The organism is Enterococcus sp. AZ084 (genome assembly GCF_051714905.1).
Lineage (GTDB): Bacteria > Bacillota > Bacilli > Lactobacillales > Enterococcaceae > Enterococcus_B > Enterococcus_B pernyi.
In genome coordinates this window covers 2,444,788-2,471,144 of record NZ_JBIOSS010000001.1, presented here as the reverse complement: position 1 = coordinate 2,471,144, position 26,357 = coordinate 2,444,788, and the positions used below count along the sequence as shown (strand labels likewise).

The 26,357-nt window shown below is 34.7% G+C and carries 18 protein-coding genes and 2 pseudogenes; 19 read left to right on the top strand and 1 reads right to left on the bottom strand.

Annotation, left to right across the window (positions count from 1 at the left end; genetic code table 11):
• Positions 1 to 7: 7 nt before the first annotated feature.
• Genes sufD through sufB form a run of 4 tightly spaced genes read left to right on the top strand, consistent with a single transcriptional unit; the run spans position 8 to position 4,382 of the window.
• Positions 8 to 1,297 (top strand): Fe-S cluster assembly protein SufD, encoded by a 1,290-nt coding sequence (sufD, locus tag IGI79_RS11155; RefSeq protein WP_195339004.1) that lies wholly within the window; start codon positions 8 to 10, stop codon positions 1,295 to 1,297.
• Entirely contained in the window at positions 1,294 to 2,529 is a 1,236-nt protein-coding gene (locus IGI79_RS11150; protein WP_438845989.1) for a cysteine desulfurase, read from the top strand. The genes sufD and IGI79_RS11150 overlap by 4 nt, the downstream gene beginning before the upstream one ends.
• On the top strand, positions 2,516 to 2,986 hold the full coding sequence (sufU, locus tag IGI79_RS11145) for a Fe-S cluster assembly sulfur transfer protein SufU (RefSeq protein WP_438845988.1): 471 nt from the start codon (positions 2,516 to 2,518) through the stop codon (positions 2,984 to 2,986). Before IGI79_RS11150 ends, sufU begins: the two co-directional genes overlap by 14 nt.
• A gap of 4 nt (positions 2,987 to 2,990) precedes the next feature.
• Entirely contained in the window at positions 2,991 to 4,382 is a 1,392-nt protein-coding gene (sufB, locus tag IGI79_RS11140) for a Fe-S cluster assembly protein SufB (protein WP_019723680.1), read from the top strand.
• 140 nt (positions 4,383 to 4,522) lie between these two features.
• Here the strand turns inward: sufB and IGI79_RS11135 are convergent.
• Positions 4,523 to 5,595, bottom strand: a pseudogene (locus IGI79_RS11135) (ISL3 family transposase).
• A 265-nt stretch (positions 5,596 to 5,860) separates the two neighbouring features.
• Here IGI79_RS11135 and IGI79_RS11130 point away from each other — a divergent pair.
• The 15 genes and pseudogenes from IGI79_RS11130 to IGI79_RS11060 all read left to right on the top strand — a co-directional run bounded on the left by IGI79_RS11130 (position 5,861) and on the right by IGI79_RS11060 (position 26,265).
• Entirely contained in the window at positions 5,861 to 6,247 is a 387-nt protein-coding gene (locus tag IGI79_RS11130) for a hypothetical protein (protein ID WP_071866914.1), read from the top strand.
• Positions 6,248 to 6,273: 26 nt separating this feature from the next.
• A complete protein-coding gene (locus tag IGI79_RS11125) occupies positions 6,274 to 6,678 on the top strand; it encodes a hypothetical protein (RefSeq protein ID WP_438845987.1) in 405 nt (134 codons plus the stop codon).
• A 24-nt stretch (positions 6,679 to 6,702) separates the two neighbouring features.
• Positions 6,703 to 8,772 (top strand): ATP-dependent nuclease, encoded by a 2,070-nt coding sequence (locus IGI79_RS11120; RefSeq protein ID WP_438845986.1) that lies wholly within the window; start codon positions 6,703 to 6,705, stop codon positions 8,770 to 8,772.
• Positions 8,754 to 10,670 carry a UvrD-helicase domain-containing protein gene (locus IGI79_RS11115; protein ID WP_071866917.1) on the top strand — a complete coding sequence of 639 codons (1,917 nt, stop codon included), beginning with the start codon at positions 8,754 to 8,756 and terminating at the stop codon, positions 10,668 to 10,670. Before IGI79_RS11120 ends, IGI79_RS11115 begins: the two co-directional genes overlap by 19 nt.
• A gap of 681 nt (positions 10,671 to 11,351) precedes the next feature.
• Positions 11,352 to 11,972: a reverse transcriptase domain-containing protein gene (locus tag IGI79_RS11110; protein WP_438846073.1), complete on the top strand. Its 621-nt coding sequence runs from the start codon at positions 11,352 to 11,354 to the stop codon at positions 11,970 to 11,972.
• Between the two features lie 1,608 nt (positions 11,973 to 13,580).
• Positions 13,581 to 16,268 carry an AAA domain-containing protein gene (locus IGI79_RS11105; protein ID WP_438845985.1) on the top strand — a complete coding sequence of 896 codons (2,688 nt, stop codon included), beginning with the start codon at positions 13,581 to 13,583 and terminating at the stop codon, positions 16,266 to 16,268.
• 206 nt (positions 16,269 to 16,474) lie between these two features.
• Complete coding sequence (locus IGI79_RS11100; protein WP_438845984.1) at positions 16,475 to 17,488, top strand: hypothetical protein; 1,014 nt, start codon at positions 16,475 to 16,477, stop codon at positions 17,486 to 17,488.
• Between the two features lies 1 nt (position 17,489).
• Positions 17,490 to 18,707: a hypothetical protein gene (locus tag IGI79_RS11095; RefSeq protein WP_438845983.1), complete on the top strand. Its 1,218-nt coding sequence runs from the start codon at positions 17,490 to 17,492 to the stop codon at positions 18,705 to 18,707.
• Between the two features lie 124 nt (positions 18,708 to 18,831).
• Positions 18,832 to 18,976 (top strand): annotated as a pseudogene (locus IGI79_RS11090) (T7SS effector LXG polymorphic toxin); the annotation flags it as partial.
• Positions 18,977 to 19,677: 701 nt separating this feature from the next.
• Entirely contained in the window at positions 19,678 to 20,163 is a 486-nt protein-coding gene (locus IGI79_RS11085) for a DUF2247 family protein (protein WP_065097073.1), read from the top strand.
• Between the two features lie 396 nt (positions 20,164 to 20,559).
• Entirely contained in the window at positions 20,560 to 21,180 is a 621-nt protein-coding gene (yqeK, locus tag IGI79_RS11080) for a bis(5'-nucleosyl)-tetraphosphatase (symmetrical) YqeK (RefSeq protein ID WP_104871342.1), read from the top strand.
• Positions 21,165 to 21,368: a hypothetical protein gene (locus IGI79_RS11075; RefSeq protein WP_438845982.1), complete on the top strand. Its 204-nt coding sequence runs from the start codon at positions 21,165 to 21,167 to the stop codon at positions 21,366 to 21,368. Before yqeK ends, IGI79_RS11075 begins: the two co-directional genes overlap by 16 nt.
• A 796-nt stretch (positions 21,369 to 22,164) precedes the next feature.
• Positions 22,165 to 23,016 carry a PRD domain-containing protein gene (locus IGI79_RS11070; protein WP_438845981.1) on the top strand — a complete coding sequence of 284 codons (852 nt, stop codon included), beginning with the start codon at positions 22,165 to 22,167 and terminating at the stop codon, positions 23,014 to 23,016.
• Positions 23,006 to 24,841, top strand: coding sequence for a beta-glucoside-specific PTS transporter subunit IIABC (locus IGI79_RS11065; RefSeq protein ID WP_438845980.1), 1,836 nt, complete (start codon positions 23,006 to 23,008; stop codon positions 24,839 to 24,841). Before IGI79_RS11070 ends, IGI79_RS11065 begins: the two co-directional genes overlap by 11 nt.
• Before the next feature lie 11 nt (positions 24,842 to 24,852).
• Positions 24,853 to 26,265, top strand: a complete 1,413-nt coding sequence (locus tag IGI79_RS11060) for a family 1 glycosylhydrolase (protein WP_438845979.1) — start codon at positions 24,853 to 24,855, stop codon at positions 26,263 to 26,265.
• Positions 26,266 to 26,357 lie beyond the last annotated feature (92 nt).

Genomic DNA, 26,357 nt, shown 5'->3' with positions numbered 1-26,357 from the left:
CACATCTATGAAAGACATTAAATGGCTCGATCATCTTGACGCTGTTACAGATTTTTCATTCAGTAAAGGTGAACCGGAATGGATGACGACGCTTCGTCAAGAGGCGCTGAAAAAAGCAGATGAACTACCATTGCCCCATATCGAACGTGTGAAATTCCGTCGTTGGCCATTGTTTTCAATCAATGAGTTGACTGATCAGACACCTGAATCTGGAAATGTTGCGGCATTTGATGCGATGAAAGACAATCCATTAGTCGTGCAACAAGGCACCTTGACTGTCTTTGAGCAATTATCCGCAGACCTTGCAGAACAAGGAGTGATCTTTACAGATCTATTTACTGCAATGCAAGAATACCCTGAATTAGTCCAAGAATATTACATGACGAAAGCTGTTGAAATGGACGAAGACCAATTGACTGCGCTTCATGCCGCATTCATGAATAGTGGCTTGTTCTTATATGTACCAAAAAACGTAGTCATCAAAGAACCGATCGAATCCCTGTTTATCCAAGAAGGAGCATTTTCGCAACACTTCTTCAAACACGTCTTGATCGTCGCAGATGAACACAGTGAATTTTCTTACTTGGAACGATTCCAAACAACTGGAGAAGAATTACAAAAAGTCTCTGGGAATATCATTGTGGAAGTCATCGCCAAAGCCGGTGCCAAAGTCAAATACGCAGCAGTCGACCAGTTAGGAGAAAATGTCACAGCATATATGAACCGTCGTGGACATATCTTACGGGATGCTTTTGTGGACTGGGCAATCGGAGTGATGAACGATGGGAATATCGTCGCTGATTTTGATTCAGATCTAGTCGGTGAAGGCGGACATGCGGAAGTCAAGATCGTGGCAATCAGCTCAGGAAAACAAACCCAAGGAATCGATACCCGGGTGACAAATAAAGCTCCACACACGATCGGACATATCTTGCAACATGGCGTGATCCGAGAACGTGGTACATTGACATTCAACGGTATCGGACACATCTTGAAAAAAGCCAAAGGTGCAGATGCCCAACAAGAAAGTCGTGTCTTGATGCTTTCAGATAAAGCACGAGGCGATGCCAATCCGATCTTATTGATCGATGAACACGAAGTTACAGCAGGACATGCCGCAAGTGTTGGACGTGTCGATCCGGAAGAAATGTATTATTTGATGAGTCGAGGTTTACGAAAAGAAGAAGCAGAACGTTTAGTCATTCGTGGCTTCTTAGGGTCTGTCTTAACTGCGATCCCAGTTGAAGCGGTGCGCAAAGAACTAGTGGCAGTTATTGAAGGGAAGTTAAATGTATGATTTCTCCAGAAAAAATCCGTCAAGATTTCCCGATCTTATTTCAGGAAGTCAATGACGAACCCCTGGTGTATTTAGACAATGCAGCGACTACGCAAAAACCCAAACAAGTGTTAGCGACGATGACGCATTATTATTCCGCAAACAATGCCAACGTCCATCGAGGCGTGCATACGTTAGCCGAACGAGCAACCCATGATTATGAAGCTGCCAGAGAAAAAGTTCGCCGTTTTTTGAATGCCCAAGAGACTGCCGAGATCATTTTCACACGTGGAACGACCACCAGTTTGAACTGGGTAGCGCAAAGCTATGGTGACGCCTTTGTTAAAGCCGGTGATGAAATCGTGATTTCTTATATGGAGCATCATTCCAACATCATCCCCTGGCAACAGTTGGCAAAACGAACCGGCGCTACTTTGAAATACATCGAATTGACCGAAGAAGGCTTTCTTGATCTAGAACATGCCACTTCGATCATTACAGAAAAAACCAAGATCGTGTCGGTTGCCCATGCCTCTAATGTATTAGGTGTCATCAATCCGATCCAAGAGTTGGCGACGATCGTTCATGAAAAAGGCGGTATTTTGGTGGTAGATGGTGCACAATCTGCCCCACACATCAAAATCGATGTCCAATCCCTAGATTGTGATTTCTTTGCCTTTAGCGGACATAAGATGTGCGCAACGACCGGAACAGGTGTATTATATGGAAAACGGAAATGGTTGGAACAAATGGAACCCGTTGAATTCGGTGGAGAAATGATCGACTTTGTGGGCCTACAAGACAGCACATGGAAAGAACTTCCATGGAAATTTGAAGCAGGCACACCAAACATCGCCGGTGTAATCGCACTCGGTGCTGCCATCGATTATCTTGAATCCATTGGGTTAGCAGGCATCCATCAATATGAAGCCGAACTAGTTGGCTATGTCTTACCAAAACTACAAGCGATCGAAGGCTTGACGATTTATGGACCCAAAGACCCAGCGCATCGAACAGGTGTGATTTCCTTTAATTTAGAAAATCTACATCCCCATGATGTAGCGACAGCCCTTGATATGGAAGGCGTCGCCGTTCGTGCTGGACATCATTGTGCCCAACCATTATTGAAGTATCTAGGGGTTGCTGCGACAGCTCGTGCCAGCTTTTACATTTATAACACAAAAGCAGATGCCGATCGTTTAGTCCAAGCAATTCTCGCAACAAAGGAGTTTTTCCAAAATGGCACTATCTAAGTTAGACAATCTTTACCGTCACGTGATCTTGGACCACTCATCACATCCACATCATCGTGGCACGTTGACGGAATCAACGAATAAGATTGAAATGAACAATCCCACCTGTGGGGATGTCATTGAATTACAAGTCGAGATCAAAGACGGCAAAATCATCAATATCGCCTTTGACGGCAGTGGTTGCTCTATCAGTACAGCCAGTGCCTCAATGATGACCGACGCTGTCATTGGCAAAACAATTGCAGAAGCAGAGCAATTGACGGACGACTTTTTACTACTTGTCCAAGGAAAAGAAGTCGCAGACCTTGAACCACTAGGGGACGCTGCCATGTTAAGTGGTGTCGCAAAATTCCCCGCGCGTATCAAATGCGCAACACTTGCCTGGAAAGCACTAGGCAAAGCAATGGAAGAAGACGGTACTGCAACCGTCCATCATGAGCACAAGGAAAAGGAGTGAGCAAATGGGCGTACCAGAATTAGAAGAATATAAATTTGGCTTCCACGACGACGTGGAACCCGTTTTTAGTACAGGAGAAGGCTTGACCGAAGAAGTCGTTCGGGAAATGTCACGAATCAAAGAAGAACCAGAATGGATGTTAGAGTTTCGTTTGAAATCCCTGGAAGCATTCAACAAAATGCCCATGCAAGACTGGGGACCAGATTTATCTGACATTGATTTCAATGCCATCAAATATTATCAAAAACCAAGTGACCGACCTGCCCGTGATTGGGATGACGTACCAGAAAAAATCAAAGAAACCTTTGAACGAATCGGTATCCCAGAAGCCGAACGTGCGTACTTAGCCGGTGCTTCTGCCCAATACGAATCAGAAGTCGTATACCACAACATGAAAGACGAATTCGAAAAACTAGGCATCGTCTTTACCGACACAGATTCTGCATTGAAAGAGTATCCTGAACTATTCAAAGAATACTTTTCAAAACTCGTGCCACCAACAGACAACAAACTAGCCGCACTAAACTCAGCCGTTTGGTCTGGGGGTACGTTTATCTATGTACCAAAAGGCGTCAAAGTCGATGTCCCATTACAAACCTACTTCCGAATCAACGCCGAAAACACCGGCCAATTCGAACGTACGTTGATCATCGTAGACGAAGGCGCCAGCATCCACTATGTCGAAGGCTGTACTGCACCAACCTATTCAACCAACAGCCTACACGCAGCCATCGTGGAAATCTTTACCCGTAAAGACGGCTACTGCCGCTATACAACCATCCAAAACTGGTCCGACAACGTCTATAACCTCGTAACTAAACGAGCAAAAGCCTACGAAGGCGCAACCGTTGAATGGATCGACGGCAACTTAGGAGCCAAAACGACCATGAAATACCCAAGTGTCTACTTAGACGGACGAGGCGCACGAGGGACCATGCTATCCATTGCATTTGCCGGAGCCAACCAAATCCAAGACACAGGCGCAAAAATGATCCATAATGCACCAAACACTTCAAGCTCGATCGTCTCAAAATCAATTTCAAAAGACGGCGGCGAAGTAAACTATCGAGGCCAAGTCACCTTTGCAAAAGACAGTGCCGGCTCGATCTCTCACATCGAATGCGATACCATCATCATGGACGAATGGTCCAAATCTGATACCATCCCATTCAACGAGATCCACAACAGCCAAGTCTCGTTAGAACACGAAGCAAAAGTCTCCAAAATCTCAGAAGAACAACTCTACTACCTCATGAGCCGCGGCTTGACCGAATCCGAAGCCACAGAAATGATCGTCATGGGCTTCGTCGAACCATTCACGAAAGAACTACCGATGGAATACGCGGTAGAGTTGAACCGGTTGATTAGTTATGAGATGGAAGGGTCTGTGGGGTAATTGAATTGATTAAGCTGGAAATGCCTATTTTAAGGTGCTTCTGGCTTTTTTATTTTGGCTCTTTGTCAATAAGGACTTATGAGTTCAATCAAGTGAAATCCGGAAGAGGAAGTGAACACTTCTTTTCGGGATTTTCTTCGTTATTTTACGTGAATAACTTGATTCGTCAAAAAGATTCGGATGCGCATGTTCTCAAATGATTTAAAGCCATAAGACACTCGTTTGAGTGTTTTGATATGGGTGTTCTTTGCTTCGATTTTTCCATTAGAGTAAGGATAGATCAAGGAATGACGGATGCCTTCTTCATAGTTTAGAAGATTTTGTAGTTTTAGCCGAAATTCTTCATCTAATGTTTCTGGTAACTGATACAAGAGAGTGAAAAAAGACTCGTGCTCTTTGTCACGAAAAGTATCCGCTAGATCATGGAAAATGTTATAAACGGCTTTTAAGGCTGTAGAAGCACCTAATAAGCGATCAAGCACCATGGCTTCTGTCAGATAAGGATACTTTGGGGCACGAAAGCTACGCCAAGTTTTATATTCTGTGTGGTTGATATTCTTCCGATTTTTGGTGAGTAAGCGCCAATGGCTTTTTAGCTTTCTTGCATTGTCTGATTGCCCAAGGCCATCAGGCGTTTCATTTCACGGACACGAAAATCTTGGAACGCTTGATTCATGTGTTTGACCACATGAAAATGAACAATGACCATTTTGGCATGAGGAAATACTTTTTTTGTTAGTTGAAAATACGCCGTATTCATATCGGTGACTAGATAGTTGACGTCAGTGGGGTTCACACATGTCTGGAAATAAGTGGTCAACCTAGACAATTTTCGAGTGGGTAAGATATTAACTAATTGCCCAGTTTCGCCATCGGCACAAATAAAACTCATCTTGTCTTCTGCGGACACATGGGAACGAAATTCATTGACCATTCTACAGTGATAACGTTGTTTCTTCAGTCGCATGATCATCGGTAAATGGTTGAATTGATCGAAACGAATACAGGTCATTTTCTTGCCATTTTTGACAATGACCATTTTCCCCTCCGAATCTCTCGCGGTAGAACCACAAGTCAAACAAGCAGAAAGTGGTGGGGCTAGTTCCGCCTTAATGACTAAAGTATTGGTTTGATGGAACATTTCATAAGAAACACCTTGAATGGTTAAATATTTATCTGTTAATCGGAGCATTTTTTTGATAGAATTTTCCATAGAGCATATCGTCCTCTCAGTTGTTTATTTTGTGGTGATTTAATCAGACTAGAGAACGATATGTTTTTTAATATCCAAAAAGAAAAAGTGGGCTGACGAATCATCGTTGATTCATCAGTCCACTTTATTATAGAACCGATTATTTAAAGAACACATAAATAACTCAGATATTTATGTATTGAAAAATTATTAGAATAGTAATTACTAATAATACTTGTGATAAAATGAACTTGGATTTGTTCTATTTTGAAAGAAGGTCAGTTAAATGAGAATTAATAAAACTTGTTGGAATTGTAAGTTCAATTTTGATAGTGTTTGTTCAGGAAATGAATATGACAAGATATTATCTGATAAATCTTACTTTTGTGAGAAATGGACAATAAGCTACAATTGCTTTTTTAAAATAAATGATAGAATACCTGGGTATATCCTAGATATGTACAAAGAAGGTTTGAGTATCGAAGAAACTATACAACTTATTGATATCGATGAATCTGGTGAGAAAGTTGAGCTTAATCCAATAAAAGTAATAAAGAAGTTATACAAGATTAAGAATAATGAACTTTCTGTACTTTTTAATGTTTCGGCTTCAGTAGTTCGTTCTGCTGAAGTAAGAAAAGTTCCGCTAAAAAGAAATTTGCTGATGCATTAATGCGTCCGGGAAAGTACTTATTAAAAATGACAAATTTAGATATTCCTAAGATAGAGAAATATGTGGAAAACTTTTGGAAACACAATAGGAAAAATCATCTAGAATTGATTAACCATGATTTTAGGTACATAAACAGGTCATTTTTGCAAAAGGAAATCAGCAACTACCTATATTCGAATGGTATAACGACCAGAGAAGCAAGTTTTCTTGTTGGTAGAAATGAAAGATATTTTGAAACGTCCATACTTGCTCCTAGGCAAAAAGACAGGATGGATAAAATAACTAGAGTTTTTGAAGAGATAAAGATTGCTGTTACTGAAGTAAAAATGAAATATGAGATAAATGGAGGTAAAGAAGAATTAAATGAGATGGTAAAATTTTGGGGAATACGAAAAAAGGAAGGAATCAACGACTTAAATTTAGGCATTTAAACTAAAAAGTTAAGGAGCAAAAAAATGATTATTGAAAAAGTTAGGGTGGAAAACTTCAGATTACTTAAGGATTTTGAAATTGATTTGAAAGAAGGTCTTTCATTAGTAGTAGGTAAAAACAATTGTGGTAAGACTTCTGTATTGACAATCATGGATAATTTACTCAATTGCAATAATAGTGTTTTCAAATGGGAAGACTTCAATTTAGAATTTCAAGAATCTTTTAGGCAAAAAATTTTCAAGTTCGTGAAAAGAGAAGATGGAATCCAAGATTTTGGTGGGATAAAGATGACTATCTTTATAAATTATAATGAGAAAGACTCATTTCTGAATATTAAAAATTTTATGATGGATCTGGAAGAAGATAATAATTATGTTGTATTAGAGTTTTACTATTCTTGTAAGGAAGATAAGATTCAACAACTACAAAATGATTTAGAGATGATCAATATATCAAACACTGAAAATGATCAAATAAAATTTACTAAGTTTATGAAAAAGCATTCTTCGGAATACTTCACTATGCAAAGATATTCGAGAGGATATAATTGCTCAACCAAAGAACTTACAGATGAGATATCTGAGGAAATTAGAATGAATGAAATAAATAAACTTATTAAATTTAAGCATATTAAAGCTAATAGAGATGCTACAAACAAGGCTAACGATCATTCTTTATCAAATTTATCAGCAAAATATTACAAATTAAAGAATGATCCAGATACTTTAGTTGTAGATGAATTTCAAGAAGTAATTATGGAAATGGATGATCAACTTAATAGAGTTTATAACGGAGATAACAGCAAACAAGGGATTTTCTCGGACATCATAAAAAGTGTTAATGATTTCGGTGGGCAATCCAAAGAAACAAAAATTACTATACAATCTTCGATTGGAGATAAGGAGCTCTTAAAAGAAAATACAACGCTGTACTATGAACATTCAGGTAAACATCTGCCGGAAAGTTATAATGGATTGGGATATTTGAATCTAATTGGTATGATTTTTGAAATAGAAACAATAATATCTGAATTAGGGAATGAGGATAACGGCGTTTCGGATATCAATATATTATTCATTGAAGAACCTGAGGCGCATACTCATCCCCAACTTCAATACATTTTTATAAAGAACATAAAAAAACTAATTAAAACAAGATGCATGGAAGACAAGAAAATAAAATTAGTTTTGCAAACAGTTTTGAGTACACATTCTTCGCATATTGTTTCTGAGTGTGATTTCGACGATATTCGATATTTGAAGCTTGGTTCTAATGGGATTGAGTCAAAAAATTTCGAAATTTTGAAAAAAAAATACGAAGGAGATACACAAGCTTTTAAATTCGTGAAACAATATCTTACATTAAGTCGGTCTGAATTATTCTTCGCGGATAAAGCGATCTTCATTGAAGGTGATACAGAAAGAATTTTATTACCTTTTATGATGAAAAAAATTGATGAAGTGATACATGAAAATGGGGCAAAGGAGGATGATGAAGGGGTTGAGAATAACTATCTCCCACTTTCGTCACAAAATATCTCAATAATTGAGGCAGGGGCTTACGCACATAAATTTAAACACCTAATAGATTTTCTCGGCATAACGGTACTAATTATTACTGATATAGATGCTGCCAAAAAGAATAAAAACAATAGATTGGAAGGTTGTTCACCTTGTGATGCTACACATACGACCAATGCTTCACTAAAAGATTTTTTTAACTTAGATGATGATCCTGAACAGTTTAATAACCTCAGATCAAATGATCTCTCCAAAAAAATTTTTAATAATCAATACTGCGTTGTATACCAGACTTGCGAGAATGACTATCAGGCTAATAGTTTTGAAGATGCATTTATTTGCACTAATCTAGATTTTGTTATTGCCAACAAGGTTAACTTTGAGCAAGGTTTAAAAAATTGTACGAAAATTAATAATGGAAATCAAGACTATTACCTTATTGCTAAGGATTGTATAAATAAAAAATCAGCATTTGCCACAGAGATTCTTTATTTTGATGGAGTTACAGATGAGATAGAGTGGAAAGTTCCCGAATACATTAAGGAGGGGCTGATATGGTTGAAAAATCGTTAGAAGTTGAAGTTGAATCAGCTTTGAATTGTATTGAAAATAAAGAGAATTTTATTTTAACTGGAGGTGCAGGCAGTGGTAAAACATACTCATTAATTTCACTAATTGAACAGATTGGATTAATCTATCCTCAAAAGTCTATGGCGTGTATTACCTATACGAATAATGCTGTTGGTGAGATTCGCTCAAGAATCACTAATGATAAATTGTGGGTATCAACAATCCATGAATTTATTTGGAATATGATTTGTCGGTTTCAAAAAGAAATAAAAGAAACTTTAGTGGAGCTTATAAATGATTCGAGTGATGAAAGAAAAATGTTTAAAAAACCTCGAGAGTTTGATGAATCTGATGAGATTGACGTTAATTACTTTAAAAGAAACAAAATTATTTATGACGAGTATTATAATTTAAATTCCGATAAAGAGAGCAAAATAAGTCATGATCATATTCTTGTTCTAGCAGAAAGAATGTTTAAAAAATATCGAAAGTTATCCGACATATTGAAAGATAGCTTTAATTACATTTTTGTTGATGAGTATCAAGATACAAGCCCCCTGATAAAAGAGATTTTATTAACTCATGTAAGAAAAAATAGTAAAAAAGATTTTGTAGTTGGTTTTTTTGGGGATTCCATGCAAGCAATCTATGATACTGGTGTTGGTTCAATTGAGGATGAATCGGTGAGAAGAATTTCTAAAGTTCAAAATAGAAGAAATCCACAAACTGTTATTACTTTAACCAATAAGTTGAGAACAGATGAGATTGAACAGGTACCGTCTAATGATATTAGTGCTCCCAATATGAAATTCGGGAGGGTAATAGAAGGTACTACGAAATTTGTTTTTGGAGAAACACTAGATACACTTGAGGAAATGAGGCATAATACTTTCTTTTCGAATTGGGATTTTAAAGATGGTAAAACTGTAAAGGAATTATGGCTAACTCACAAATTAAATGCTGAAAAAGCGGGATTTCAGAATCTGTATGAACTTTACGATTCTGATCTGATTTTTGAGTTAATAACTAAAATTAATAAGAAAGTAAATAATGGAAATATTGATCCAGATTTCAAAACTTTTGAAATGATAGCTAGTGAAGCACAGATTCCAAAAGGGAGAGGTGTTTTACTATTAGAAGTAATTAGAATGCATAAAGTATATAGCAACCTTTATTCTTCATTAGCATCACGTTCATGGGAACAAGTAGTTGAAATTTATATTGACAAAGATTCTTTGCTTTCGTACAAATATAATGGATTAACAGGACAGTTTGAAGTCGGATCCAAAAGAGATATTATACTAAGAAAACTTGATATAGTTTATGAATTATTGGAGTTATATCATGCTAAAAAGTATAATTCATTTTTGAGAACAGCAAAAATTAGTATTGAAAAACATGATCAAAAAGTACTTTTAAATAAGAAAATGAATGAATTATCTGAGTCTGCAAAAAGGACAATTGGTGATGTAATTCTAACAGCAGATGATTTTTTGCCCATCAGAGATGAGATATTCAATAATTTTATTAATGGAAAAGGACATTATCAGTGGAATCGAATTAAAAATTTACCATTTGAAGAGTATACAAACTCAATTATGTACCAAAAGGAATTTTTACCTTTTGGAACACAGCATAGTGTTAAAGGGAGTGAATACGATAATGTTCTGGTTGTTTTAGATAATGGAAAATGGAATAAGTATGATTTTCGTACACTCTTTAATGCCGGTAGTACAAATGAATCTGTAAAGCAAAGAAGTGCAAAATTGTTTTATGTTTGCTGCACAAGAGCAAAAAGGAACTTAGTTGTTTTTATGCCAACTCAGAACAGTGATATTATTAGCAAGGCAATAGAATTGTTTGGAGAAGATAGTGTATTTGATGGCGACAAGTTAATTTGATAGTTTTATAGTGGACATTTTAAACATAAACAGAAAAAGGATTCACATTATATAACAGCTGATATAAAATTATGTGTGTGCCAAACTGAAATTTTCTAGGTGCAATCGCCTAGGTAGTAACTTTTGTTATGTTTATATTTATGACTTCACAATAAAGAAGTATTGTTGAGCGGCTCCAAGTAGAAAGAGGCCGTTGGCAGAAGAGATAAGACAGGTAGAGTTTGGCACACATATATTGATTGAGGTTTATTATGACTGAAAATAGCAAAGTAAAAAAATTTAAAGTTTAAATGGTTTCGAGAGTATCGCCAATTTGTTCAGTATTCCAGAAGTATCTCTATGGGATTTATTCATAAACCAAATGCCAAATCAATATGAACAGTTTGAGATTCCGAAAAAGGATGGTACGACCCGAATAAATTACTCTCCTAAACCAGTTCTAAAAAGGATTCAACGGATACTGGCTGATATTCTCAATGAGACTTATCGCGTGTATCCCATGGCTATGGGATTTGTTAAAAAACGTAATCTAGTTATGGGTGCCGAGTTTCACTTAAATCAGAAATCAGTGTTATCTATCGATTTAAAAAATTTCTTTCCAAGTATTAATTTTGCACGAGTTCGCGCGATGTTTAAACCTATTTTAAATTTAATACTAATGATGCCACTACATTAGCAAGTATTTGCTGCCATCCTAATGGGGAGTTACCTCAAGGAAGTCCAGTGTCACCGATTATTTCAAACATAATTTGTCATAAAATGGATCAACAAATAAATCGTTTTTGCCGAAAATATAAATGTGTTTATACTCGATATGCTGACGATATTTCAATTTCATATCACTATTTGAAGATTCCTCACCAAATTGCTAAAAAGAGCTCCGATCTTGTGGAAATTGCTACTGCTCTTGAGCAAATAATAAACGAAAATGGTTTTGAAATACAAAATATGAAAAATGAAATAACTGCCTATGGAATTGATAATTTGCTTTTTGAAAAAGAGTACTATATTACTTTGCAGAGAAAATATAGTGATATTTTGAAAGCAAAGATTGGAATAATGAATTATGATATGGATGTAGCAATCCTAATACCTGAAGAAAACCCAGAAATTGGTTTTCATTATAGTGAAAGCTATTCTAAGAATGATGGAGTCAAATTACTTGGATTTCCTGAATATAGACTTGGAAATACAATTCGAGGAGAAGAAGGAAAAGTTGGTGGTAAAAGAGAGGGGAAAAGATTAACAGCATTTGAATTAATACTTGCTAAAATCCATAGTGGAAATTGCGGTGGCCAATAATTGATAAATCTAATAAAGTTATCGGAATTGCTGCAAAAGGATTTACTAAGGATGAAATAGTTCCAAACCAAGTTATTCCAGTAAAATATGTTTTGGATTTAGTGAATAATAATGTCTAATTTCTTAATGGTGATTTATTTTCGTTTAAAGCAATAATGAACTTTAATTTCGCTTCCTATATGCTCCATTTTTTACACCGAAATATACACCGAAAACACTTATAATATGTGATTTTAATTGAAGAAACTGTACTTGATAACTATTTCTTTTTATTAGTATGACAGTAAAAACCACATAATGATACCAGAGACTCTAAGTGGAAGAGCCAGTGGGGTAATAACTATGGCTCTTTGTCAATAAGAACTGCTGATGAGTTCAATCAAATAAAGAGTGTGGGACAATCATCAGAAAATATCTGATGACTGTCCCACTTTTTTTCGTTTTTTTAAATTTAAGGAACGGGAATTTTGTAAACCCATGGTAAAGTTGAGAAAGAATGATATCGTTGATGTCAGTTAAATATATGAAATAATGATCATTTTAAAAATGTTAAAAGGTTTATTCTTTTTGTCAAAAAACTAATGCAGAACCTTGTGTATAAGAGTTTAAGCAACTCGTCAAGGAACGTTTGGGAATAAGTCGTTGTTGATGTCGTAATGGGATACTGTTGCGTATCAAGTGAGTATTCTTGGTGACAAGAAGAAAGCCAGTGTAAAAGCATTGGAACGCAAAGAACGTGTGCAAAGTGTGACCAAATGTAAGGTAGCGAACTTGTCGGGACGACAATAGAAAGCTAAGTTGATAAGACTTAGCCTCTCCGTGAAGAGATTTGCTAAGGGATTGGCATTTCACACTGATGGAAACATCCAAAGAAGTCCTTCGCCGTGAAGTGATTAGAAATAATCTATAAGACAAGAAACGCGTGAGAGTAGCAGAAGGCGGTATATGTTGATACTATCATAATCAAAATATACCGAATGCCCCTGTGGAATTTGTAGGCTGTCATGCCTGACCACATCTCGTAAAGCTGCAATATGCCAGCGGTCGCTCCGACTGGTACGGTATTGTAGAATGTGTGACTGAACAACATTGCAATCGCATGGCGTAGAGAGAGACACTCCGCATAGTTTTTTGGTAAAGGGCGTAAGCCTTTTTCTTTTGCATTTTTTTACATAAGAGCTATCCCAACATTTTGGCTTTTTGTCAATAAGGATGGATGAGTACAATCAATTGAAAACCGGAAGAAGAAGAAAAATTCTATTCCGGATTTTTTTATCTTGTATTTAAAAGAACAAATACAAGGAATTAAACGATTATGATATCAAAACTATATTTTATGATGTTATTAATATATTGTTTGGTACTTCTGATAAACTTTGATAAAGAAATTGTTTTGTATAAGGATGAATAGTGATAAATGTAAAATTTAATGTATCTTATATTTTTAAGTATAGAATCTAGTGCTTATTTTCATTTTAGATTTACACATAAATAGATTGGTATAATCAAATTTTTCGCAATTATCACGATATTACAGAGAAAGTGAATTTTATTATCTATCGTTCTTTTTATTCGATAATATATAAATTAAAATTGAGGCGGTATAGAATGTTTTCAATATACATGAACGGGCAAGACAAAACGAATCAAATAACAGACTGGAGATTATGGAATAAAGGGAATAAATTGATGGTAACTGTGGATTTTCCATCAGGGAAGTCTTTTACAAAACCTTTAGATACATGTAAAATCACCCCTATAAAGGAAATCCAATCAGGACTTTTATCTAGAGAAAAAGATGTTTACCAAACAATAGATCACGCTACTACATATGGTGGGAAATATGTGGTTGTAAACTATCCGAATGATCAAAAAAAATATATTATGAAGTTGGATAATGTAAGTATTATTGAGCGTTCTGATTTAAAAAATGAAAATATATTTTCTTATTTTACTGATATTGTAAAAGAGCGTGTTCGCCTTGCAAGTTCAGACGACCTGCTTATGTATGAAAATATCGAGAGACAATTGAATAAAATTACACCCTATAAAGGAACAGCTTTGCATGCTTATTGTTATGGTAAGAACGAGGTTAGGGAATCTTTGGAGAAATATATTTTCCCGTTTGGAATCAATGAGAGCCAGTTGGAAGCCATTGAAAATGCATTTTCTTCTCAAATTAGTGTGATTGAAGGTCCTCCCGGTACAGGAAAAACGCAAACAATTTTGAATATCATTGCGAATATTTTAATAAATAAAAAATCAGTTGCAATTGTTTCAAATAATAATACAGCTGTTGAAAATGTTTATGAAAAGTTAGCGAAAAAAGATCTGGATTATCTGATTGCAAAATTAGGAAGATCCACAAACAAAGTAGAGTTCTTTGAAGAAATGACAGATGTACCATCTTTTGATTTGAATTCAGAAAGTGTTTCTGTGAAGGAAATTGCGACTATATTAGCAAAAGTAAAAAAAAGTCTAGTTGTACAAAATAAAGTAGCACAGTTGACTGCAGAAATCAGCGAGCTACTTATTGAAAAAAAATACCTTGAAGAATGGCATGAAGAAAATGTACATGTCGATTTAGTTGATGTTCAGAAATACAAATTAAGTCCAGAAAAGAGTTCTGATTTACTTGCTTATATGAATTACCTTTCTCAAAAAAAATTCTCTTTTAAAGAAAGATTTCGTTTATTGCTAGAATTTAGGATCTTTAGAACGAAATTTATCGAAACTTCCTCTGAACGAGTAAATTTTACATACTCCTTACAGTTCTACTATTATGAAAAAATGCTACATGAAAAAGAACAACAATTACAAAAATATAAGAATGAATTGAAAAAAGATCATTTTAAGCAATTATTAGACGATTTAACGAATAAATCAATGCAGTACCTCAAACAACAATTGTCAAAATCAATTCCAATGAGTTCAAATTTTACTATGGATAATTATAGAAAAAATTTCAGTAAATTTATTAAACGATTTCCTATTATTGGAAGTAGTAGCCATTCAATTATCAACTCGATAGCAGAGGGAGCTATATTGGACTATATCATTATTGACGAGGCCTCACAGCAAGATATAGTTCCGGGAATTTTAAGTTTAGGCTGTGCAAAAAATATTATCGTTGTGGGAGATCGCAAGCAACTTCCGCATATTCCTGCAAAAACGGAGATTGTTTGCCCAGCACAATATTATGATTGTAGTAAATATAGTTTACTAGATTCATTTATTCAATTGTTTAAGAAAGAAGTTCCTATAACCTTATTGAAAGAACATTATCGTTGTCATCCTAAGGTTATCCAGTTCTGTAATCAACAATTTTATAATAATCAATTAATTCCCATGACGGTAGATAAGGGAGAAGCTTCGATTTCGCTGATTATTACTTCAAAAGGAAATCACACACGTAATTTTGCTAATTTGCGAGAAATTGAATCTTTAGTGGAGATTGGTTGGTCTGATGAAAAAGATATAGGATTTATTACTCCCTATAACGACCAAGTTGATTTAGCTGGAAAATATTTACCAACTGAGTTTGCCAGAGCAACTATCCATAAATTTCAGGGTAGAGAATGTAAAGAAGTTATTTTTTCAACAGTACTAGACAAGAAAATAAAGAATCAGAAATTTATAGAATTTGTCGAGGATCCCCACTTGGTGAATGTGGCTGTTTCAAGGGCAATAAATAAGTTTACTTTAGTTACTGGAAATGAGGTGTTTACAAGCAATAATAGTAGCTTGGCAGCTTTAATTAGATATATGAAGTACTATGCCTCTGATGAATATTTCTATGAAAGTCCAGTAATTTCAGCATTTGATTTATTGTATAACGAATACGATCGTTCTCTAGAGAAATTAAATAACCGATTGAATTTAAAAGATTCAAATTTTAAGTCTGAGCAAATAATGGCTGCTATATTAAGGGATTTACTTAAAGAAAGTGAATTTACTTCTTTGATACCTCATAGACAGATTAATTTGAGTCAACTTGTTTCGATTAAAAACAACACCTTTACTGAAAGAGAAATAGAATTTATGAATCAAAAAGCGAGTTGTGATTTTGTACTTTACTATAAGGTTGGTAAATATCCGATAGGTGTGATTGAAGTTGATGGTGGGAAGCATGATAATCAAGTTCAGCGAGAACATGATACACTTAAAAATAATATTTTAGAAAAAGCTGGTATTTCTTTGCTTAGATTGAAGACAATCGAGGGGAATATTGAGAGAAAAACAAGAATATTTTTAAAGGAATGTATGATTAATAGTAGCGTTCAGAATAATGAATGAAGTTATTCTAAGAGGAGATATCTAAGAAAAGAGGCTCTTTGTCAATCTAGTAGAAAAAGACATCTACTGAGTAAGTGTTCTTTTTTTTTAAAATTCTAGTATTTTATGCAATAAGTTTATAATGATTAATATGTAATCGCTTATATAAATTACCTGTTAAATAATTTAAATAAATTAATGAATTACTCTCGGAAGGAAAAAATGATATGATGGTTTATAAAGCATATGATATTACTGAAGGTTTTTCAGCAAGACCTGACTTAACTCAAGAGCAAATTGAAAATATCGAGATTGTTGTAAAATTAGTTCTTGAAGGTTTACCAACAAATAAAATATACTATCAAGTGCCTGAACAAAGAATTTCGGATGGTGTACATCCAGTAATTAGATACAATAAAAAAGTGTTTAATAAAAGAAAACCTAGCTTAAAGTGTATTAATGAAGAACTTGATTGTTTAGCTGGTAAATTATTATTCGAAGAACAAGTTGAAGAAAAGGATGGTAGCAGACGTAGAAATAAAAAAATAAAAGAGGGGTTGTTATTTGCTAAACATACTCCCGAAGAATTAATTTTATTGAAATTTGAAGAAATTAAAATTATGGATAAAGCAACATTCAAACCTATTGAAGGGCTCAGCATTGATAAGCAATACTACAAGATAGTAGTAATTAAAAAAAATAGCTATAAAAATATAACAGTAGTTGATAGAAATAAAGTAATAGCAAAGTATTGGGCATCTGGTTTTTTGGAATTAGAAAGACAACGAGATGCTTATGTAAATACGATTGACTTAATTGCTTCTCTAGAACAAGATGAATTAATTAGTACTAATATTGGTTTTACAGGTGCAGAATATCAAGATGTTAAACAGCAAATACGAGATTATATTTTTGAAAGTAAAAACTTTGATAAAGATGATGTTTTTTCTTCATTGAATTTTGATCATAAAAAATATCCAATCGATTCCAATGATTTATTTGAAAAGACATTATTTAGTGAATTAGACGCAGATTTTGATTTAAGTAAAGAAGCAATTATAGAAAAATACAAAAGAACAATCAGAATTTCAAAATCCTCAAAACTTATGGTGGATAATTTATATAAAGAGATAATGCGAGGTAGAATTGAGATGAAAGGAAATAAGTTGATATTGACGATAGATGGAGAGTATAAAAAAAATGTTAAAGATATGTTAGAGTCTGAAATGGAACGTGAATGAGATGAAATTAAGTAACCATCATTGGCTAGGAACGTCGGCTGTTTTAAAACTAGATACAGAAAGTAAAGATGAATTAATTAATATTTTAAATTTATCGGATTCAGATTACGATTATGACAATAGTGAACTGGAAATTTATAATAATAAACATATTTTATTTTTAGAAGAGCAGTTTATCGAGTCAACACATTTAGAATTTGAAGACTTACTAAAGAAATATGTTGAAAAAGATTATTTAAATTTAAAATTTTTCTCTAAAAAAAAATCATCGCTTTTTAAAATGCCTGAAAAAATTATTACAGATAAACAAAACTACAATAGCATTATTGAAGGAAATAATATTGTCACAGATGGCATTATTGAAAACAGAATATCGATACCACCTAGTTTTTTCTATGAGCTCAATAAAATGTATGAGCTTCATGAAGAAGAAAGTAGAGAACCATTGAATTACTTATCAGAGTTATTTTCTTTATTTATTATTGCAGACAAAAGTAAAATATCTATTGAGACTGAAGATACCTATTTTGAATTTACTATTTTTTGTGAAAAGAAAGATGATCATATATTAAAGGTGTCTTGGAGAGATTGGGCATATTTCACCAATGATGCATTTTATAAGTGTTATCAATGGATTCTAGATAGGAGTATAGAAAGTTTCAAGACATCGACTCTTTTAAAAGTTGTGAGGCAATATTTTGAAAATGTAAGTAATCTAAAAAAAGTAGAAGATTTAACAGCAAGTTTAGATTCTATATTGAATAGAATAATAATAAACGAAACCAAAGAATATTTTGAACAGCAAAATAAGTTGAAAGATGAGCTTATTTTATACAAGAAAATGGAAATGGAAGCAAATAATACCTTAATGAAGAGTTTGCTAGGATTAATTACAACCGTTGGGGTAGCGTATTACAGCAAAGTAATTTTAGTTAAACAATTTGTTTTTACTAGTAAAAACAAAGGGCTAGCAGTGATTTTTATTTTTGCGTTAGTTGCAATATTATTTTTTACATTTGTTTTTATAGTTAACTTTATCGAGAGAAAGAATTACTATGATTCATTAAGAAATATATATTTAAATAAATTTGCATTTTCTAAACAAGATTTTGAGAGTTTTCTAGATAAGCCTGCTTTAATAAAAGGAAAGAAAATATATTGGATCACTTTATTTATTTTCACTATAGTTATAATAAGCTTAATTTATATATACATTTAAGGAGCTAATTAAAATATTAGCTCCTTAAATTGCTCCCAATAAGACATCAAAATTGACCAGATTTTGACCATCTTAATTTGGTGATCAACGATAATTAATCACTAATTGAACTATGATGAGCGACACAAGTGGTTTATTTGCTAATAGTCTAAATGAGTTGAAAATAGCGATGCAAGGCGTATTGATATTAAATAATACGACAATCAAAAGTGATGGCTCATACTCATTACCAAAAGGTACAAATAAAAGTTATTTTGAGAAAATAAAAAAAGATGTAGCTTTGGTTATCGAATCAGGCGATCAAGAGATTGAGTTAATCAAAGAAACAGATAGTCTAGAAGAGATCAATCGCAAAACACTTGCTTGTGCGAATATAAGAATCAATCCCTACACAGGAAAGAAAATCAGCCAAGAAGAAGCGAATAAATTCAAATATGCTGCATGGTCAGGAACGCTTACAAATATTGGCGATACAGTGATGGGCGCATATTATGGAAATAAAGGTGCTTCGAGATTAGATGGCATGGATGATGTTGGTAGTGTCAAGAAAAATTCTAATAGTGAGAGTACTGGTGGGGCTACTCAGAAAGTTATTTCTGAATTTAAGAGTCCTGTGTTAGATGGCAAGCGAGTCGGTGGTGGAACAACAGTTGATGATATAAAGCCAATTTGGGGAAAAGATCCTTTAGGCAAACCAATTATAGATAAGGAATTTCCACATGTTCCAAAAGAACATGGATTTAGCAACATTGTTGACAATTATCCAACTGTTGCAAATGAGTATTCTTTAGTTGGTGGAGATGGAATTAGCAGAAGATTTTTTCAAATTGAAGGAAGCAACAATGGAAAAATAGGTGTTTTTGAATGGATTGTCGAACCTAATGGGAATATAAGCCATAGAAGATTTATAAATGGTGGTGCGTTGACTGGAAAACCAAATCAAGTTCCTAAAAAATAAAAGGAGAAAATAATGAATTTAGCATGTTTTAAAGAAAAAGATGTGAACTATAGTTGGAAAACTATCTATGTTGGAGTAATTCAAAAATTTTTCGATCTAAAAGTAATTTCTGACTATGCGATAGAGCTAATGGATCAGGGGAATGATGATGATTTTATTAATGAACTTGCATGGGGAATAAAACCTGACGAATTACAATCAGTGTTATTTGAATTGAAAAGAAAGTACTTTCCTAATGTGGATGAAGGCGGTAATGATTACAAATTTGAAGAACAAAAACTTAGATTTATTTATTTATCTAAACTAAATGATGCTATGAATGATGAAGATGAGTTGTTAAATGGAATTGCAGGATTCTATAATAACAATGGGTATCCAGAAGATATGGTTAGCTTCATAAATTATATGCCTCAAGAAGTTCCTACTACAAAAAAAGAATTGATAGAAAGATTCCATCAATTCTTAGATTCAGAAAATGAAAAAATTAATGAAAGATGAAACAGCACTTTACTCCTAATTAAAATTAAATAGTAAAGTTTTGACCAGTAAATATACCACCTAGAGCAATCAAGTCGTCAATAGTTAATAACAAAAAGAAGCGATTCAAATTTATCGTTTCTTTTTCTACATATGAAGTTATTACACACTTATCAAGAAAAGTGATGAAGTGGAATTAAATTACATAAAACAAATCTTTGGCAAAGAAATCCAGTATTTAGGCAAGACCGAGATAATTGTTAAATCAGAAGAAAAATTAAGAATATATTTAAAAGTAGAGTATAAAATATCTAATTCTCTATGTATATTTCTTCTATGTAAGGCTCGATTTTTCTAATAACCATAAGTAGTAAATAATTCATTTGAAAATACACATAGTAAGTAAATGGAGGAAAAATGACAATAGTGAATAGTTTGGCATTAAGAGATGATGTTTATCGTTTTCTTGAAGAACATGATCATATAAAAACTTATGAACATTGTATAGCAGTCGGCGATTGTGCGGAGAAACTTGCTGTAAATTACAATATCAATGGAGAAAAAGCCAAAATAGCGGGTTATTTACACGATATATCCGCAATTTATCCAAACAATTGTAGAATTACTATAGCAAAAGAAATGGGGATAGAACTAAATCAAGAAGAGTTGGTATTTCCAATGATCATTCACCAGAAGATCTCAAAAAAAATGGCAGAAAAGATTTTTGACATCACTGACAACGAGATTTTATCCGCAATTGAGTGTCATACAACTTTAAGGGGGAGGTATACTCAACTGGACTTAGTTGTGTTCGTTGCAGATAAAATAAGTTGGGATCAAGATGGAATTCCTCCGTATCTAGACAGTTTATTATCAGCACTTGAATGTTCTTTAGAAAGTGCTGCATTGTATTATATTAAATATCTATTGGATCAAGGCGTCAAAGTTGTTCATCCATGGCTAAAAGAAGCACATGAATCATTGTCTAAGGCAGTTAGTAAAGGAGAGGATGGGAGAGATATATGCCAGAATTTATAAATTTACCAAACTTTTATCATGATAGTGAAATTTTAAATAATGTTGATTTACCTGAAGAAGACCAAACTTTACAAATCCAAAGAACTTTAAAAGAAACAGAGAAAATACAAAAATCCGTTTCTTCTCTGGAAGATAGTGAAGAAAAAAGAAAAAGAAGAAAACAACCGACCTTTCAAAAAGAACAGTAATAAGTGTCGAAACGAAAACAAATGTAGGCCTCTCTTTCTATTTTATCAATACAGTTGATTATCTGTCAGTATTGAAAAGTGTCTAATTCGAATAGATGAAATCATATCTAAATAGGGTTGCTAATAAAGTACCGACTCATTTTTACTATCGTAGAATAAAAAATAGGTACTTTTCTCAGATATTGTTCTTGTAGAATCTGTCAGCTTTGTCAGATGAATTTACTAAAATTCTATCTAACTTCTAGTATAATAATAATTAACTACTGCATAAAGGATGTATGTGGAATGGCTTTAAATGTAAATAAAACAAACTTAATAATCATGGGTGTACAATTTGATTCCCAAAAAGATTTTAAAGGAGTTTGGTACGCCATAAGCATAAATAGGATTGAAGGATGAGAGCCAAAGAAGTACGATGTAGAGGAAATGAAACTATACATTGTCATAAAAAAAGAGCAAAATCCTGATGGAATTTCTTACAGATGAGATCTTGCTACAGTTGTTTTAATGAAATAAATCAAATAATAGATAGATCAAACAACCAATGGTGTAATAGAAAAAATTGGCTGATAATCATTCCTTTTTGTTATGTACCAGTAAAGAAAGCGTTGACATTTTCGTAAAACACATTTATCATTAATTATATATCATCAATAAAAAGAAGAACCCATTTAATACGCGGCAGTATTAAATGCGAGTATGTTACTGCAATGCAGGCAGAACTCAAAAAAGATTTTAAGGCACAGGCCTTAAATCTTTTTTGAGTTCTTTTTTTTAGGAAAGGAGAATAGGGCAAGTGAAAATAATACAGATAATCAACAACAATGTGGCATTGATCAAGAAGGGCGGACATGAAGTCTTTATTGTTTCCAAGGGAATCGGCTTTCGAAAGAAAAAGGGCCAACAGGTTTCAGAAGACGAGATTGAGAAAATGTATATTTTGGATTCGTATGAAATGTTGGAGCATTTTAGCTACTTACTTTCAAAGTCGGATTCAAATGACATTCTTTTGATTAGTCGGATCATTGAAAATGCAGAGGGGAAACTTGGCATCAAAGTGAGTGATTATTTAACCCTAACATTACTGGATCATTTAGAGTTTCTTTTAGAACGGGCTGAAAAGAGCCAGTTTATTGCAAGTCCATTGATTTGGGATATTCGCAGGTTTTATCCTCGTCATTTTGAGCTTGCACTGGAGAGTCTTCAGATGATCGAGAAAGAAAAAAATCTCAGTATTCCAAGTGATGAAGCGGCTTCTATCGCTTTGCATTTCATCAACTTTTGGGACAATAAGAAATCTGACCGGTTACTGGAAATGCAGACATTGAGTGATATTGTCTCTATTATTGAAAAACACTACACATTTAAAATCGATGAATCTTCGACGAACTTTATGCGGTTCTCAACTCATTTGCAATACTTTATCCAGCGGATCATTAAAAGTGAGTTGGCACAGTCAGAAGGAAGTATCTCTTTATTGTATCAACAAATCAGTCAGTTATATCCCGAGGCTTTCAAAGCGGTCCAAAAAATCAAAATTTATATCAAGCATCAATTTAAAGCAGATCTTTCCATGAATGAAGAGACGTATTTGATGATGCACATCAATCGATTAACAGAAAGGATTGAAAAAACAGATGAAATATGAAAAGTTAAATAAAGCAATTATTGAATTAGTTGGCGGAAAAGAAAATATTGTAGCTGCGGCCCATTGTGTCACACGTTTACGTTTGACGCTAAATAATCGCGACTTAGCAAAAACAGAAGAAATAAAAGAACTAGACGGAGTGATTGACGTCGTCTCTAATGACGTGGCGTATCAGGTCATTATTGGTACGCATGTCACTGAAGTCTATAATGATTTCATGTCATTAACAGGCTTAGGGGGTGGGAGTGAGGCTACTTCGGAGAAAGAAAAATTATCATGGAAGAAAATCCCGACAGCAGTATTATCGGTGGTTTCTGAATCAATGACTTCAATTATTGAAGTGTTGATTGCGGCAGGGATGATTGCTGGGATTTTGAGTTTGCTTTCTTTGACCGGAATCGTTTCAGCGGAAAGTCCAACGTATCAAATCTTCCAGACATTACAAACGTCGATTTTTACCTTCTTACCGATCTTTTTTGCTTTTTCATCAGCTAGAAGATTGAATGTCAATCCGTATGTCGCGACTGTTTTAGCCACAACGGTGATGTCTTCAAACATTACGGGTGCGGAAGGATTAAGTTTGTTCGGCTATCAATTACCTGTGATTGATTATTCCCACACATTCATTCCGATTTTATTAGCGATCGCCTTGTTGAAATTTGTGACTACTCAGTTAGAAAAAGTAGTACCGAAAGCGATTCAGCTGTTTTTTGTTCCAGCAGTTTCCTTGATGATCGTATTACCCGTTCTCTTAACCGTTTTTGGTCCAGTTGGTATGTGGATCGGTTCTGGGATCTCTTGGGTCTTCACGATGTTGTCTGAAAATATTGGTTATTGGATCGTAGTGATGCTTTATGCAGCTTTCCAACCGTTCTTGATCGTCTTAGGGGCTGCGAATTTCCTATTCCCGATCGGATTGACTTTCTTTGCTGAATTAGGCTACGATCCGGTGATTACTGGAGCTGCCACGATTTCAGATATTGCCGTTGCTGGAGCGATGATTGGTTATTTCTTGAAGACGAAAAAAGAGAAAGAAAAAGCGACATTTGGAACGATTGGTTTTTCAGCGGTCATGGGAATCACAGAACCAGCTATTTTTGGTGTTTTCTTGAAATATCGCCGTCCGTTTATCGCCGTGATTGTTGGTGGTGGAATTGGCGGTTTGATTGCAGGGTTAGCCGGTGTCAAAGCGTGGACCATGGCTTGGGGGCTAGCAGGATTGCCCGCTTTCTTGATTGGTGGAACAGCAAACTTTGTTTGGATGATCATTTCATGTGTCACAGCATTTCTTCTAGCTGGAGCTGTTGCTTATGGGCTGGGGATGCCACAAGAAGATAAAGCAACTGAAAAAGAAAAATCGCTGAAGAAAGCTGGTCAAATCGCACTGGAAAATGTTAGTTCAGGTGAGGTCATCCAGTTGAGTCAAGTTTCAGACAGTGCGTTTGCTTCAGGGGCTTTAGGTAAGGGGTTTGCAGTGATTCCAGATGAAGAAAATGGCGAAATTTTTGCACCGATCGCAGGAGAAGTCACCGTAGTTTTCCCCACAAAACATGCGTATGGAATCAAGACAGAAGATGGAGTAGAAGTATTGATCCATGTGGGCGTCGATACAGTGAACCTTGAAGGTAAAGGATTTACTAGTTATGTAAAAGTCGGCGATCAGGTAAAGACTGGCGATGTGTTGGCAACAGTTGATTTTTCTGCCATCCAAGCAGCTGGTTTTGATCCAACAGTGATGGTCGTTGTCACGAATAGCGCAGACTTTTTAGATGTCGTACCGTTGGCTGATGAAAGTACGAATCAAGTGTTAGCAGTGATTATTTAGGAGGCAAAAGGATGAAAACAGATTTTTTATGGGGCGGTAGTATCGCAGCCCATCAAAGCGAAGGTGGATGGGATCAAGGCGGAAAAGGAATTTCCAATATGGATCTCGTGACGAAAGGCACTCGTGACATACCACGAGAAATCCACAAAGAACTGAAAGAAGGATTCATTTATCCTTCTCATACAGGGATTGATTTTTATCATCGTTACAAAGAGGATATCAAATTATTTGCGGAAATGGGTTTTACAGCACTAAGGATCTCGATCGATTGGACACGGATTTTTCCAAACGGTGATGATCCAGAACCAAATGAACAAGGATTGAACTTTTATGAAGAAGTAGTAGATACATTGCTCGCACATGGGATTGAGCCGATCATCACGTTCTTTCATTTTGAATTACCAGCTAACTTGATTGTAAAATATCAAGGTTGGACGAGTCGCAAACTAGTCGATTTATTTGAAAAGTATGCTGAAACATTGTTTGAACGTCTGAATGGTAAAGTGAGTTATTGGGCGACATTTAATGAAATCAATCATTTAGACCCAAACTCGAAAGCGGCAGAATTTTTTACGTACTACATTTCTGGTCTTAAATTTGAAGAACTTGAAAATCCAAAACAAGCGATCGCACAAATTGCGTACAATACGGCACTTGCTAGCGCGAAAGTCGTTAAGTTGGGACATCAAATCAATCCCGAGTTTAAAATTGGGTGTGTCTTCGGTATCAATCCGCAATATCCGGAAACTTGTAAACCAGAAACGATGTTAAACAACTTGTTGGAAAACGAAAAAGAATTGTATCAAATGGATGTGATGTGTCGTGGCAAATTTCCACAATACAAATTGAAGGAATTTTCAGCACAAGGCATCATGATCGAGCAACAAGAAACGGATGCGAAAGATTTTCAACAAGGAACGATCGACTATATTGGTTTGAATTATTATATGTCCAGTGTCACTCCGAATGAACAAAAAGAGAATGAAGCGTTCTTTGGAGGCATCCAAAATCCGTATCTGGAACTTTCTGACTGGGGCTGGGCTATAGATTCTGTTGGATTACGCTATACACTGAACTGGTTGTACAGAAGATACCAATTGCCGCTAATGATCACTGAAAACGGGTTAGGCGCTGAAGATGTGTTAGAACCTGGTAATATCATTAATGATGATTACCGTATCGATTATCTAAATCGCCACATTTCAGAAATGAAAAAGGCAATCACCGAAGATTATGTAGAATGTCTTGGTTATCTCTCTTGGGGACCAATCGACCTAGTCAGTGCCTCAACAGGGGAGATGTCGAAACGGTATGGATTCATTTATGTTGACTTGGATGATGAAGGAAAGGGCAGTGGCAACAGATACAAAAAGAAATCGTTTGACTGGTATAAAAGAGTGATTGAAACTAACGGAATAGCATGATAAAAAGCAAGAACCCCAAAAATTGGAAGAACAATTTTTGGGGTTCTTATCTTTTTATAGAGAAGTTGTTTCTAAGATATTAAGCTTTAATC